This window comes from Lachnobacterium bovis (assembly GCF_900111325.1).
In the GTDB taxonomy this organism is placed as follows: domain Bacteria; phylum Bacillota; class Clostridia; order Lachnospirales; family Lachnospiraceae; genus Roseburia; species Roseburia bovis_A.
The window spans coordinates 1-15,787 of sequence record NZ_FOGW01000032.1 but is presented as its reverse complement, the minus strand read 5'-3'; the positions used below and the strand labels follow the sequence as shown (position 1 = coordinate 15,787).

Annotated in this window: 12 protein-coding genes and 2 pseudogenes; 1 reads left to right on the top strand and 13 read right to left on the bottom strand. The window is 31.7% G+C overall.

All coding sequences use genetic code 11. From position 1 onward, the window contains the following. Nucleotides 1-111: 111 nt before the first annotated feature. From BMY79_RS10805 to BMY79_RS10775, 8 genes are all read right to left on the bottom strand, one after another. Nucleotides 112-1,440: an aspartate aminotransferase type Ic gene (locus BMY79_RS10805; RefSeq protein ID WP_022749890.1), complete on the bottom strand. Its 1,329-nt coding sequence runs from the start codon at nt 1,438-1,440 to the stop codon at nt 112-114. A 39-nt stretch (nt 1,441-1,479) separates the two neighbouring features. Further along, a complete protein-coding gene (locus tag BMY79_RS10800; protein ID WP_022749888.1) occupies nt 1,480-2,793 on the bottom strand; it encodes a replication-associated recombination protein A in 1,314 nt (437 codons plus the stop codon). Between the two features lie 402 nt (nt 2,794-3,195). Further along, a complete protein-coding gene (gene clpB, locus BMY79_RS10795; protein WP_022749887.1) occupies nt 3,196-5,778 on the bottom strand; it encodes an ATP-dependent chaperone ClpB in 2,583 nt (860 codons plus the stop codon). Between the two features lie 303 nt (nt 5,779-6,081). Further along, nucleotides 6,082-6,237 (bottom strand): hypothetical protein, encoded by a 156-nt coding sequence (locus BMY79_RS12225; protein ID WP_022749886.1) that lies wholly within the window; start codon nt 6,235-6,237, stop codon nt 6,082-6,084. A gap of 4 nt (nt 6,238-6,241) precedes the next feature. Continuing rightward, nucleotides 6,242-6,901, bottom strand: coding sequence for an ABC transporter ATP-binding protein (locus BMY79_RS10790; RefSeq protein WP_022749885.1), 660 nt, complete (start codon nt 6,899-6,901; stop codon nt 6,242-6,244). Then, a complete protein-coding gene (locus BMY79_RS10785) occupies nt 6,898-8,121 on the bottom strand; it encodes a peptide ABC transporter permease (protein WP_074730951.1) in 1,224 nt (407 codons plus the stop codon). Before BMY79_RS10785 ends, BMY79_RS10790 begins: the two co-directional genes overlap by 4 nt. Next, the gene (locus BMY79_RS10780) at nt 8,108-8,569 is read right to left on the bottom strand and encodes a hypothetical protein (protein WP_143065853.1); all 462 of its coding nucleotides are present in this window, start codon (nt 8,567-8,569) and stop codon (nt 8,108-8,110) included. Before BMY79_RS10780 ends, BMY79_RS10785 begins: the two co-directional genes overlap by 14 nt. Before the next feature lies 1 nt (nt 8,570). Beyond that, nucleotides 8,571-8,900, bottom strand: a complete 330-nt coding sequence (locus BMY79_RS10775) for a hypothetical protein (protein WP_074730949.1) — start codon at nt 8,898-8,900, stop codon at nt 8,571-8,573. Nucleotides 8,901-9,079: 179 nt separating this feature from the next. Here BMY79_RS10775 and BMY79_RS12655 point away from each other — a divergent pair. After that, a pseudogene (locus BMY79_RS12655) lies at nt 9,080-9,193 on the top strand (transposase); the annotation flags it as partial. 261 nt (nt 9,194-9,454) lie between these two features. Here BMY79_RS12655 and BMY79_RS10765 read toward each other — a convergent pair. The 5 genes and pseudogenes from BMY79_RS10765 to BMY79_RS10750 form a co-directional block, all read right to left on the bottom strand. Continuing rightward, nucleotides 9,455-10,903 (bottom strand): tetratricopeptide repeat protein, encoded by a 1,449-nt coding sequence (locus BMY79_RS10765; RefSeq protein WP_074730948.1) that lies wholly within the window; start codon nt 10,901-10,903, stop codon nt 9,455-9,457. Nucleotides 10,904-10,921: 18 nt separating this feature from the next. Next, entirely contained in the window at nt 10,922-11,065 is a 144-nt protein-coding gene (locus tag BMY79_RS12220) for a hypothetical protein (RefSeq protein WP_022749879.1), read from the bottom strand. Nucleotides 11,066-11,217: 152 nt separating this feature from the next. Continuing rightward, nucleotides 11,218-12,618 carry a DUF342 domain-containing protein gene (locus tag BMY79_RS10760; protein WP_027422465.1) on the bottom strand — a complete coding sequence of 467 codons (1,401 nt, stop codon included), beginning with the start codon at nt 12,616-12,618 and terminating at the stop codon, nt 11,218-11,220. 173 nt (nt 12,619-12,791) lie between these two features. Next, complete coding sequence (locus BMY79_RS10755; protein WP_022749877.1) at nt 12,792-15,440, bottom strand: valine--tRNA ligase; 2,649 nt, start codon at nt 15,438-15,440, stop codon at nt 12,792-12,794. Nucleotides 15,441-15,625: 185 nt separating this feature from the next. Continuing rightward, nucleotides 15,626-15,787 (bottom strand): annotated as a pseudogene (locus tag BMY79_RS10750) (IS200/IS605 family transposase); the annotation flags it as partial.

Below are 15,787 nucleotides of genomic sequence, written 5' to 3'. Positions count from 1 at the left end.
AAAACAAGGGGCCAAATCGGCCCCTTGTTTATTTATTTTATAAGAATTGTAATGTATTATCGCATTTTTATTACTTTCTCTTATAAGTCGTTATTCTATTGTGTTTTCTTATTAAAATAATTCTTTTTCAGTTTCAACTTCTAAAATTTTACTTTCAGCTACTTCTAAACATTTATTAACACTTACAAGTTTAGTACATGTAATAAATACTTCTGTTGCTTTTTTTAGTTCGTCCATTGAAGGATATGTTGGAGCTATTCTTATTGTCGAATCTTTATCATCTTTTCCATAAGGAAATGGTGCACCTGCGCCAGTCATTGTTACTCCAGCTTCTTTACATTTTGCAATAATTTCTTTTGCACAGCCTTCTAATGACTCGAAGCATACAAAATATCCACCAACAGGATCAACCCAGCTACCAATTCCTAATGGTTTAATTTCTTTATTTAGCATATCGAGTAGCATTTCAAATTTCGGTCTGATAATATCAGCCTGTTTTTTCATATGAGCTTTGATACCATCAATATTTTTGAAATATTTTACATGACGTAGCTGATTAATCTTATCATGTCCAATTGTCTGAACTGTTAATTTGCTCTTAATATCTTTTAAGTTTGCTTCAGATGAAGATAAAGCTGCAATGCCAGCACCTGGGAATGTTACTTTACTTGTTGAACTAAACTGATATACCATATCTGGGTTTCCGGCTTTAGCACATTCATCTAAAATATTTAAAATTTCTGCCTGTTTGTCATCATATAAATGATGAACTGCATATGCATTATCCCAGAAAATTCTAAAATCTTTTGCAGCTGGTTTTAAATTAGCAAAACGTCTAACTGTCTCATCTGAATAAACTACACCTTGTGGATTAGAATATTTAGGAACACACCAAATACCCTTTACACTTTCATCATTATTTACATATTTTTCAACTAAATCCATGTCAGGACCTTCACTAGTCATTGGGATATTAATCATTTCAATTCCAAATGTCTGTGTAATTTTAAAATGTCTATCATATCCTGGAACTGGGCATAGGAACTTAACTTTATCAAGCTTGCTCCATGGAGTATTACCACAAATACCAAAAATTTCAGCTCTTGCAACTTGATCATACATGATATTTAAGCTTGAATTACCGTAAACTATAACATTTTCTTTTTTACAGCCAACCATTTCAGCCATTAATTCTTTAGCTTCTTCAATACCATCCATGATACCGTAGTTACGACAATCTGTTCCATCTTCAGCTTTAATAATGTCATCTTTTGTTAAAACATTTAAAAGATCCATTGATAAATCTAACTGTTCTGAAGAAGGCTTTCCTCTTGCCATATTTAACTGTAACCCAATCTCTTTAATTTTTTTATATTCCGCTTCAAGCTGCTCTTTTTCCTGCAATAATTCTGCTTTTGTCATTTCTTGGTACTTTTTCACAATTTTTTCCTCCTAAATTTAGCCAAAAAAACTTATTTGTTACTTTATCTTTTTAAAATAATCTACTATTTGCTCTTCATAACCAATATCTGTTGGTTCATAGAACTTAGTATCTTTAATTTCATCTGGCAAATACTGTTGCTTAACATAATGATTAGGATAATCATGTGCGTATTTATATCCTATACCATGTCCAAGCTTTGCTGCAGCCTTATAATGTGCATCTTGCAAATGTGTTGGTACCTGAGGAGTTTTCTCATTTTTTACAACTGACAATGCCTTGTCAATTGATAAATATGATGCATTACTTTTAGGTGCCGTAGCCACATAATTAACTGCCTCTGCCAAAATAATTCTAGCCTCTGGCATTCCTATCTTTTCAACCGCTGTAGCTGCTGACGTTGCTACAACTAAAGCATTCGGATCTGCTAAACCTACATCTTCTGCTGCGCAAATCATAATCCTTCTTGCTATAAATTTAATGTCTTCACCAGAATATAACATTCTAGCTAAATAATAAATTGCTGCATCTGGATCTGAGCCTCTCATACTCTTGATAAAAGCCGAAATTGTATCGTAATGATTATCTCCATTCTTATCATATGAAACAACTCTCTTTTGAATACATTCACTTGCAACATCAATTGTTATATGAATATATCCATCAGAACTTCTTTCCGTTGTTAAAACAGCAAGTTCTATAGCTTTTAATGCACTTCTTGCATCTCCATTTGACACATTAGAAAGGAATTCTAACGCATCATCATCAATTACTGCTTTAAATGCACCTAAGCCCTTTTCTGTATTAGTTATTGCTCTTTTTAGCAAAATCTTAATATCTTCGGTATTTAATTTCTTAAGTTCGAAGATACTCGAACGAGATAATAACGCGCTATTTACTTCAAAGTACGGATTTTCTGTAGTTGCACCAATTAAAATGACTGTGCCATCTTCCACAAAAGGAAGTAAATAATCTTGCTGCCCTTTGTTAAAACGATGTATCTCGTCAATAAACAATATTGACTTTTTACCATACATTCCAAGATTATCCTTAGCCTTTTTTATTACTTCCTCCATATCTTTTTTGCCTGCTGAAGTTGCATTTATCTGCATAAATTCAGCGCTTGTTGTATTAGCTATAACCTTAGCTAATGTTGTCTTGCCTGTCCCTGGAGGACCATATAAAATAATTGAACTCAACTTATCCGCTTTGATAGCTCTATATAATAATTTATCACGCCCAATAATATGCTGTTGCCCTACTACCTCTTCAAGTGTAGTTGGACGTAATCTAGAAGCAAGTGGTGCTTCTGTTTTTCCATTTTTCTCACGCATGTAATCAAATAAATCCATTTTTCTCCTTTTTATAAAAGACAACTTTAAATTGTATGACAATTATTCGTGAATTTTTCAAAAACAAATCTTGCATTTTGATATATTATAACAGCATATATTCTTATATCGGATGATTTTTTGACGGATTTAACTTTCAAAAATTCATTCTTGACTATATCATACATTATTTTTCTACACTTTACAATAATAAAGTCATCTTTTCTACATAGTGTACTAAAAATCTATTTTTTTTCTGATAATAAGTGTGCATTTTGATATATATATAACTTATAAATCTTATTAACATGTGTTATATACGAATTAAAACTCCCACTAATACAGCATTATAACACAAAAGGACACATCCTTCTTGCGAAAGATGTATCCTTAATATTTTTTTACTTATTCTTTATTATATGTTTACACTTTTCCACATAACTGACCGTTCTCATCAACATCAATTATAATTGTATCATTTGGTGCGACCTTATCTGCTAGAATTAATTTTGCAGAAATTGTTTCAACATATTTCAAAATATATCTTTTAAGTGGACGAGCACCATACATTGGATCATAGCCGCCTTCAACAATATTGTCTCTTGCTGCTTGAGTTAATTCAACTGATATTTGTTTATCATATAATCTCTTGTTCAAATCAGCCATTAGTAAATCAATAATATTATTGATATTAGATTTGGTTAGCGGTTTAAACATTATAATTTCATCTAAACGATTCAAAAATTCTGGTCTAAAATGCATTCTTAAATCATTCTTTATCTGCTTTTTAACATCCTCTGTGATCTTGCCTTCTTCATCAATTCCTTCTAGAATTTCTTGTGAACCAAGATTACTTGTCATAATGATAATTGTATTTTTAAAATCAACTGTTCTACCCTGCGAATCCGTGATACGGCCATCATCTAATACCTGTAATAAAATATTAAACACGTCTGGATGAGCCTTTTCAACTTCATCAAATAAAACAACTGAATATGGTTTACGTCTTACTGCTTCTGTTAGCTGACCACCTTCATCATATCCAACATATCCTGGAGGTGCTCCAATTAATCTTGACACTGAATATTTCTCCATATATTCACTCATATCAAGACGTACCATATTTTGCTCGTCATCAAATAAAGCCTCCGCTAAAGCTTTTGCAAGTTCTGTTTTACCTACGCCTGTTGGTCCTAGGAAAAAGAATGATCCTATTGGTTTAGTTGGATCCTTTATTCCAGCTTTTGAACGAATTATAGCTTCTGTAACTTTAGTCACACCTTCATCCTGACCTATTACTCTTTCATGTAAAACCTTATCTAAGTGTAATGTTTTATTTCTTTCGCTTTCAGTTAATTTTTCAACCGGAATATTAGTCCATCTAGAAATAATTTTTGCAATCTCTTCATCGCTTACACTTTCATGTACCAATGATAAATCCTTGCCTTTTAAATTTTCTTCTTCCGATTCTAGTTCTTTTTCTAACTGTGGTAAAACTCCATATTGTAATTCGGCAGCTTTATTTAAATCATATTTTTGCTGTGCATTTGCAATTTCTTTTTTAGTGTTTTCTAATTTTTCTCTTAATTTATGAACTTTATCTAACGCATTTTTTTCATTATCCCACTGCACCTTTTTGACATTAAACTGATCCAGTAACTCAGCTAATTCCTTCTGTAGATTAGCTAATCTGTTAACACTTAGACTGTCCGTTTCTTTTTTAAGAGCTGTTTCTTCAATCTGTAACTGCATAACTTTTCTATTAAGCTCATCTAATTCTGCTGGCATAGAATCAATCTCTGTTTTGATAAGCGCACAAGCTTCATCAACTAAATCAATTGCCTTATCTGGTAAAAATCTATCACTTATGTATCTGTTTGACAAAACTGCTGCAGATACCAAAGCTGAATCTGTTATTTTTACACCATGGAAAACTTCATATCTTTCTTTCAATCCACGCAAAATAGAAATCGTATCTTCCACAGTTGGCTCTGAAACCATTACAGGTTGGAAACGTCTTTCAAGTGCTGCATCTTTTTCAATATATTCTCTATATTCATCTAATGTAGTTGCACCAATACAGTGTAATTCACCTCTAGCAAGCATTGGTTTTAACAACTGGCCTGCATCCATCGCACCATCTGTCTTACCAGCTCCAACTATTGTATGCAATTCATCGATGAATAATATAATCTCACCTTCAGATGATTTAACATCCTCTAGTACAGCCTTTAATCTTTCTTCGAATTCACCTCTATACTTGGCACCAGCAATTAATGCTCCCATATCAAGTGAAAATAGTTTTTTATTTTTTAAACCTTCTGGAACGTCTCCTCTTGCTATTCTTTGTGCTAAGCCTTCGACTACTGCCGTCTTACCTACACCTGGTTCACCTATCAAAACAGGATTGTTTTTTGTTTTTCTGGAAAGAATTCTGATTACATTTCTAATCTCTGAATCTCTACCAATAACTGGATCTAACTTCTGGTCTTTGGCTCTTTCAACCATATCATATCCATATTTATCTAAAGTATCATATGTTGCCTCTGGGTTATCTGTTGTCACTCTATGGTTACCTCTTACACTCTCTAATGCTTTAAGGAACTTCTCCTTAGTAATCTGATATTCTCTAAATATCTCATTAATTGTTCGACTTGGCTTCTTAAGCATTGCTAAAAACAAATGCTCTACAGAAACGTATTCGTCCCCCATTCTTTTAGCTTCATCTTCTGCACTTATTAGGACATTATTAAGATACTGTCCCATATAAACGTTGCCGCCCGAAACTTTAACTCTCTTTGATAAAGCATCCTTTGCTGCCTGTAAAAATGAGTCTTTATCTATTTCCATTTTTTCGATTAGCCTAGGGATGATTCCGTCATTTTGTTGCATTAGAGCAACAAGTAAATGCTCTTGTTCTATCTCTTGGTTACCATATTCATAAGCTAACTTCTCACAATCATTAATTGCTTCTACCGACTTTTGTGTAAACTTTTGAATATTCATAAAGCACCTTGCCTCCTAACTTAAAAACTAATCATAAAAAAATATTTTCTAAAATTGCTTCTGAAACTATTTTCCTAAAAAATCATATTTTCCTTTTCTTATTATTAATGTAGCACCATTTGTTAGCACTGTCAATAGGTGAGTGCTAATTTATTCAGATTATTTATTTTATATATCATTTTCTATTTAAGCGAAAAAATGGATGCAAGCTGTACAATACAACTTAGCATCCATCTATTTAAGACAATTTGAAAATATGTATTTATGTTACTGTTAACATACCTTTTCATTCTTAAAACTTCATTATTTTGGTAAAGCCAAAACAACTGCCGCTAAAACAAATAATCCACCTACTCCTATTAACGCTTTAGACCACTTTGTTTTTTTGATATTATTGGCTCCAAAACTAATAGCAAAAATTCCTAATAATAGTGAACCTATCATAATCCAAAATCCCATTTCATTATCTCCTTTCTAACTTAATGATTCTGTCATGGCGTTTAGCCACTTCTAAATCATGAGTAACTGTAATTATTGTAGTATTATACTTTTTATTCATTTTGAAAAGTAATTCTACTATTCTTTCTTTATTATCTTCATCCAAAGATGCTGTTGGCTCATCTGCTAAAATAATTTTTGGTTTCATAATCAGCCCTCTAGCAAGTACTGCTCTAGCTCTTTCTCCTCCAGAACAACCTAAAGGCTTCTTCTTTAGAATATTCTCTATTCTTATTGCTTTTGTGATTTTTTCAAAATCCTGTAACGTAAACTGTTTTTGCTCGTTATCAGCATAACACAATGGAAGTTTTATGTTTTCTTCAATTGACAATGTATCTATCAGCGCTGACTCTTGAAGCACAAAACCAATTTTATTATTTCTGAAACTCGCTAACTCTTTATCACACATTTCTTTACGTGATAAACCAAATATATTATATTCTCCACTAAAATCACCATCTAATAATCCAATGATGTTAAGCAAAGTACTTTTCCCAACACCTGATTCTCCAATAATTGCAATTTTTTCACCTTCATTAACCTCAAGTTTAAAATTTTCTAAACTCGATAATGATTCATTTTTAAATTTTTTTTCTTTAATCTCTAATTCTATTACTCTACTCATTGCATTACTCCCAACGATATAGGAATCTTTTTGATTCTTTTAACTATACACTCCACTATAATAACTCCAATTAAACTATCTACTAAAATCATTGCTAACACTCCTAGCCACTCATTACTAGCTAAGCCTAGAAAGCCATATGACGCTACCAATGCATTCTTGCTTTTCCAAGCAATAACTCTACACATTGCCGAGTAAACCGAAACAACCAAGATATTCAATGTGAAAATTATAGCAAATGATTTATACAAAATCTTTTTTAATTCTTTATAACTCATTCCTACTAATAAATTAATTGTAAAATCTTTTTTCATTAATCTTACACACACTACTGCATTCCATATTGAAACTCCAATAATAATAGCAAGAAAAATAATTGTCAAAATTACAATCAATCTCATTCTATATAAATAATAGTCTTCAAAAAATTCGTTATTTTCCTTTTGACTATTGAAATTAACTTTTATCTTCCATTCATCATGAATTTCCTTGCTTAAATTAGAAACACTCTCCTTAGAACCATTAATAATTATGGTTTCAAGCATAGTATCAACTTTAAATGCTGAATTAGCTTTCATAAAGAATTCTTTATTAATAGGAATAATTATTGAGTAATTATAATAACTCATTGAATTAAGTGCATAATAATTTGCATGACACTCATTCTTTTTCAATATTCCCTGCACTTTAAGTGTAACTTTACGACCTAACGCTGGAATTTCAGTTTTTATCTCCGCACCTATCGGATAATTCTTACTAAGACCTGCACCAACAAAAACAGGTATTTTATCACTCTTTAAACTATAATCAAAATAAAGCTTTCTACCAACTTTTGACTTTAAACCATTTAAATCATAATATTCTTTATTCATATACACTAACGGAACATCCATTGATTTATCATTTGGGATAGTTATTAAATCCCCTTCATTATGCAATGCATATTTGAAATTTTTATCTATATAATCATAGACTCCATTTATTCTCTTTGGTTCAACTGATGTTACATCAAACTCCGCATTACTAGGATCAAGATTGGAAACAAAAATTCCATTCTTATTTAACCTACTCATTTCATCATAGCCACCCCTTGTTAAAAATAAAGAACGAACTGCTGTAAAAATCAAAAAATTTGCTGATAACAAGAAAAATATCAACGTTATACTTAAAATCCATCTCTTTAAAAAGATCTTTTTTATAAAAAAACTAAAATTTTTCATATCTATGCACCTGACTTGAACTTATTAAAATGAATAACATGAAAAGACACAACAAATAATAACTTCCTCTCAAATCTAGCATAAAAACAAACTTCACCAAAACACAAACTAGAAATGTGCTTCCTAATATTTTCATACTGTCTTTCAAGTACTGTACAGTCATTTCTCTCATTGTATCTCCTACTAAAATTCTACAAAATATCTCAGTTTTTTTTCTAACCAAAAACTGATAATAAAACACTACTACCAAAAGAGAAAGAAGTAACTCTATCAATACCTTATGTGAAATAATCTGCTCTGCAATTTCTCTCTGCGCTAGATTTAAATGTAAATTTTTCATATAGCAAATGAAAGTTTCAGTAAAAAAAACTGCTATATATGCACACCCTAATTCAACTATATCAACTTTTCGAAATAAAGATTTAGTTACTTCTTTTTTATTCTTCATATTATTTTTTTGCTCCATGTCCCCATTTGAACTTAGTTGTATATTTATCTCCCCATCTTATATCATCTGTTACATTTCCTGAAACTTTTCCATTATATGCTGTTTTTTTCATTAAAGTTCTTCCATTTCTTGTATATACAAAGTACGTACTCTTATATGACGATTTTTTATAGTTCCATGCTGTTCCATGATATACAAATTCTACGTATTCATCCGAAGATGCACCACTATTCTTATCACCAAACGTTGCTGCATAGACACTGCATGCTCCTCCAAACATCATCGTACCCGCCATAACCAACGCACAAATTCTTTTTTTTAAACCTTTCATAACTATTACCTCCTAATATAATTTTCATTTTATTTTTTCCTACACTTTAGATTTTAATCATTTATATATAGGAAGTCAATATTTTAGTTTGAATTTTTTATACATTTTACTATTACATCTTTTATAGCTAATAAAAGGTTCTATACTTTTCCTAGGGGGTAAAGTTTAGAACCTTTCTCCCTAACGCTACTATTGTAATAGATAAGTTACATGTGGTTCACTATGTTACTTGGGCTTTAGAAAAAGTTCGCAAGACAATACAAACGGAATGCATCCCTTACAATGCTGGCTAATTGGGGAAGTATATACTAAATGCCTTTGATTGTCCATTCTCAAATGCCTAATTGTATCACGGATGCAAACTAATCCTTATATGGTTAAAAGCAAAAGAAAAACCAGGAATGAAATTTTATATAATTCTCATTACTGGTCATTTTTTAATTTGCCCCAACTCTTGACAAAGAGCCTATAAAAAAGGACTTCTTTGACTAGCGCCAAACAAAGTCCTTCATTTCAATAATATACTTTTATATAAATATCTATAAATCACAAACCTATTGTGTTACAGGTTGTTGTTGCTGTGCGTTTGGATCCGCTTGCTGTTGCTGTGCATTTGGATCTGCAGCTGGTTGAGGCGCTGCCGGATGAGTCATCATGAAATTCTTAGCAACTGATGCTTTCTTAGTTGCTGGGAATGTATCCATAATATATTGATAATATTTTTGTGCTGAAGGAATATCACCTGCTTTTCCATATGCCTGAGCTAAATAGAATGATGCATCACCCGCTTTATATGCAGGATCTCTGTTAACTACTTTTAATAAATTAGTGATTGCACCTTGATAATCATTTTTTCTATATGAATTAGTTCCTTGTGCAAAAAGCGTATTCATATATGACTCTCCGATTTGTGCATTAATTGTATTATATGTATTAACTGCATTTTCTGATAAATACTTAGTATCTATTCCCGCTAATAAATCACCTGCTCCAACATAATCTTTTCCTGTATACATTACATAAGCATTCAATAAAGATTCATATGTATTCTTTGTATTTTGCATTTGGTCTGCTGTCGAACCATCAGTTTTTAATTTATTTTCTAACTCTTTAATTTTGCTTTTTAATGAAGTAATCTCACCCTCTTTGGTAGAAACTGTTTCATTCGCTGACTTTAATTTTTGATTAGTTTCTGTATTAGCATTCTTTTGAGCATTAGGTAATAATAAAAATGCTACAGCTAAAGTGCCTAATACTAGTCCCATAATTAAGTATAAAAGCGAACTACCCACTGAGTAATATTGGAATCTTCTTGGACGGATTATCTTATCATTTCCTTCCATGTATGTAATTGTATCATTTGAGTGCTTCTTTACTCTTGGTTTTTTCTTTAATTCTCTTAATGCAATCTTGATATATCTTGAGGTCAAAGGATTGTCAGTATCTATCTTTTGTGCTTCACGTAATATTTTTTTGGCCTGATCATACTTTTCTTCCTTCATATATATAAGTGCTAACAATTGATATGATTTAACCATCTTGTAATTCATAGTAATTAATTTTTTAAGCTGAATAATAGCCATATCAATATTGCCTTCTACACATAAACTATATGCCTGGTTGTATTTTTTTATTGTATTGCTTATTGCCTCTAATCTACCTTGATTATCTTGGATTTCAGCTAAATATTTATTAGCTAAGTTATCTTCTTTTTGGTAATTCTTACTAATTACCCATTCACATAAAGCATCGACAAATTCACCTAACTCAAAATATATTAACCCAAGTAAATTACGTGCTTGAATATTATATTTATTAAACTTTAAACTACTTCTTAAACTTACAACTGCGCCTGATAAATCTCTGATTTTTGCTTTCTCTAAAGCATCATTATAGTATATATTTGATAAGTTTTTAACTTTATAATAAATTTTTAAATTTGTTCCGCAATAAGGACATACCTTTTCATCATGCGCATCTTTTCTGCATTTATAACAAATCATGTCTTTCCCTCTTTTTCTTTATCTATTCTCTTTTGCTTCTTGCAAAATTTCAGTGATAATATCAGCAACATCTGTTAAATCATGATTTTGGATTACATCTTCTACTTCATCTACTTCTAAACTTGGTTGAAAATTTTTTAATTCTTCTTCTAATTTAATCATTTTATCCTCCGAATATACTTACTAAAATTTTAATTCTTATTTATATTAAGTACTGCTTAATCTACAATATATTTTTGGCCACAAAAAAAGCCACTATCTTTATTATAATATAGTGGCTCAATTATTCCAAATATTTTTTTATAAAATTTAAATTATATTGGATACATTACTAAATTGTTTTCTTCATTTATTACAAAATTCACTCCGTTTTGTTCATCTTTTACAATTACAACTAAACTATCTATCATAACTTTTGAACCTGGAAATACTTTTTTAGTGATTTTTATATCTGCACCTTTTGCTTTTTCAAGCAATTTATGAACATATTCTACTTTTTCTTTACAAATATTTAAATCAGCTGTTTTAGCAATTTTAGCTCTTACTAAAGCTACTCTTCGCTCGTCTTTTTTTACATCAACATTTTTTTCTTTTCCTAATTCATCAAATTGTCGAATTCCTTCCGTAAGTTTATCAACTAAAGATTGTACCTCTAACAATTCATTTTCTGCATTATTAACTCGTTTTAATAATTCTACTCCTATTCCCACTTGAATCGAAGTTTTTTTGTAACTTTCATTTCCTAAAACATTTGCTGTTATTCCTTTAATAGCCTCAGTTTTACCACCTATTATGCTACCTTTTTTTCCATTTAACTTAACTTCATCTTCGCAAAAAACATTGCAATCTAAAAAAGAATCAGCTTCTATAAAACCACAAGCCTCTACATTTGCATACTCAAAAAATTTAGCATAAATACAGCCTTTTGCCGACACTACACCTCTTTTTTTCCCGAGTACACCTCCACGTAAAACAATATCTTTATTTGCTTCTATTCTGCTTGCTTCCACAACTCCATCTACCGTTATACTACCTTGCGCTTTAATAGAGATTCCTGTAGTAACATTTCCGTGTACAATTACATCTCCGTTAAAATCAATATTTCCTGTAGATAAATCCGCATTGCCGTATACTTCATAAACCGGAACAATATTGATTCGTCCGTTTTTCATATCAATCTTACCATCAATTTGTGAAGTATATACTAAACCATCCTCTGATTTATCAAAACCTTTTCCTTTAAGTGGTGGCAATGGTCTTCCCCTTTTTGCTTTTCTTAATTTACCTTTTACTGACATACCATTGCTTCCTTGAACTGGCTCATGATATATCGCAAGCACCTGACCTTCTTCAACTATTTCAACCAAATGAATACTCCAATAATCTACCGATCCATCTGGGCGAATAGTAGGTCGTCTATTTAAGTCTGTATTAAAATTATACTCAAAATAGCCATCTATTCCGTCAACGGCTTCTGTTCCTTCTGCTATTAAATGTTCATATCCACATGATTGATCAATAACAATCTGCTCTAATAAATCAGTTTTTATACCGCTTTTTACACCTGCTCGTTCTAAAGCTGTATTGATTTCATCTAAAGTATAAGGTTCTTCTTCGCCTTCAAGCACTGGAAGCATCATAAAAGCTTCCATTTCGTTATATGAAACCCTTACTACTGGTTTTTTTCTATCTTTCTTTGCTTTTACATCTGCCATATGCTTTATTGCTCCCTACTATCTATTGGTTATCAGTTGCCCTTAGGTGTACCCACAGCACCTTACTTACTTTTTCGGCAAAATTTGCTTTTTAATAAAGTGTTCTAAGCAATAGAAAATGACCATACTTCATACGAAGCATGGTCATTAACAATTATGTTATCTTAACTTAACTATTTCATCTGAGCTAAACGTTCTTCAACTTGTGCCATCATTTGCTCATATTTAGCTAATTTTTCTCTTTCTTCTTGAACCTTCTCAGGTTTTGCATTATTTACAAATTTTTCATTTGAAAGCATACCCTTTGAACGTTTAAGTTCTTTAGCTAATTTTTCTTTTTCTTTATTTAGTCTCTCTTTTTCTTTTTCGAAATCAACTAAGTCTTCAAGAGGTAAGTAAACTGTTGCATCTGGAATTACAACAGATACAGCATCTTCAGCTACACCATCTTTATTAGCCTGAACTAAAATTTCACTTGCAAATGCAAGGTTTACGTATACTTCTTTATTTTCTTCAAAGATTTTTTCTACTGCTTCATTTTCAGAAACAATTATGATTTTAGCTTTTCTTGATGGTGGAACTTCCATTTGAGTTCTTACATTTCTAATTCCTTTTACAAGGTCTTTACAACGCTCAATTGCTTCTTCCTCAACTGGGAAGTTATATTCTTCATCATATTTAGGCCACTGTGAAAGCATAATTGTATCTTCATCTGACTGAATTGTACAGAAAATTTCTTCTGTGATGAATGGCATATATGGATGTAATAATTTAAGTGAATCAATTAATACTTTCTTTAATGTCCATAATGCAGCATTTGCAGATACCTTGTCTTCATCTTTTTTGTATGTACGAACTTTAGCAATTTCGATATACCAATCACAGAATTCTTCCCAAATGAAATCATGTACTTTTTGAACTGCGATACCTAATTCGAATTTATCTAGGTTTTCTGTAACATCTTTTGCTAATGTGTTAAATTTAGATAAAATCCATTTATCTGCACTTCTTAAGTCTTCTTTCTTTGGAGTTGTAACTTCAAAACCATCTAAGTTCATCATGATAAATCTTGATGCGTTCCATACTTTATTAGCAAAGTTTCTAGAAGCTTCTACTCTTTCCCAATAGAATCTCATATCATTACCAGGCGCGTTACCTGTAATTAATGTAAGTCTAAGAGCATCAGCACCATATTTATCAATTACTTCAAGCGGATCAATTCCGTTTCCTAATGATTTAGACATCTTTCTTCCTTGTGAATCTCTTACTAATCCATGGAATAATACAGTCTTAAATGGTGCCTCTTTCATCTGTGCATATCCTGAGAAAATCATTCTGATAACCCAGAAGAAAATAATATCATATCCTGTTACTAATACATCATTTGGATAGAAATAATCTAAATCTTCTGTATTATCTGGCCAACCTAATGTTGAGAATGGCCATAATGCTGATGAGAACCATGTATCTAATGTATCTGGATCTTGTACCATATGGTTTTTACCACATTTTGGACAAGTTGTAACCTTCTCTTCTGATACAACCATTTCTCCACAATCTTCACAGTAATAAGCTGGAATCTGGTGTCCCCACCATAACTGTCTTGAAATGCACCAATCTCTGATATTATCTGTCCAGTTAAAATATGTTTTGTCCATACGTTTTGGAAGTAATTCGATTTCTCCGCTCTTTACTCCTTCAACAGCTGGTTTGATTAATTCATCCATCTTAACGAACCATTGTTTTTTAATCATTGGCTCTACTGTAGTTCCACATCTATCATGTGTTCCTACGTTGTGTGAATGTGGAACAACTTTAACAAGTAATCCCATTTCTTCTAAATCTTTTACTAAAGCTTTTCTGCATTCATAACGATCCATTCCTGCGTATTTTCCAGCTTTAGCGTTCATTGTAGCATCATCATTAATTACTACGATTTCTTCTAAGTTATGACGTTTACCAACTTCGAAATCGTTAGGATCATGTGCAGGTGTAATCTTAACACAACCTGTTCCAAACTCTTTATCTACATATGAATCTGCGATTACTGGAATTTCTCTATCTGTACATGGAAGCTGTAAAGTCTTACCAATAATATCTTTGTATCTCTCATCGTTTGGATTAACTGCTACTGCTGTATCTCCAAATAATGTTTCTGGACGTGTTGTAGCAATTTCCACAAATCTTCCTTCTTCACCAACTACTGGATAATTGATGTGCCAGAAAAATCCATCCTGCTCTTCATGTTCAACTTCAGCATCAGAAATTGATGTTTTACAAACTGGACACCAGTTAACAATTCTTGATCCTTTATAAATATATCCATTATCAAATAATTTAACGAAAACATGTTTTACAGCTCTTGAACAACCTTCATCCATTGTAAAACGTTCTCTTTCCCAATCTGCTGAAGAGCCCATTTTCTTAAGCTGGTTGATGATTCTTCCGCCGTACTCTTTTCTCCACTCCCAACATTTTTCAAGGAATTCTTCTCTTGTTAAATCATTCTTATCAATACCTTGCTCTTTTAAAGCTTTAATAACTTTAACTTCTGTTGCAATTGATGCATGATCTGTTCCTGGCTGCCATAATGCATTATATCCTTGCATTCTTTTATATCTGATTAAGATATCTTGCATTGTATTATCAAGTGCGTGTCCCATATGCAATTGGCCAGTAATATTTGGTGGTGGCATAACAATTGTAAATGGTTTCTTACTTCTATCTACTTCTGCGTGAAAACATCCATTATCTTCCCATTTTTTGTAAAGACGATCTTCAATATCTTTTGGATCATAAGTCTTATTTAATTCTTTACTCATCTTTATCCTCTCTTTCGTGATTATGATATATAATTATTTTTCAAACATAAATAATCAGCACCACCGGCTTAGCCGGTGGTTTGCTCTTGCCCTATAAGGGCATATTACCGGCACTGAGTCTAAAGACTCGTCGAAAGGTTCGCCAGCCGCAACATCATTTCCCTACTGAGCCCCATGGGCTCTTTTTATTTGTTTTGCTTTACCGGCTCACCCGTAAACGGGTCTACATATTCCTTCAGTGTCATTTGATCATATTCTAAATCTTCTTTTAACTGATTCTGAATATACTCTTGAATTTTCTTCGCATTTTTTCCTACAGTGTCTACATAATATCCTCTGCACCAAAA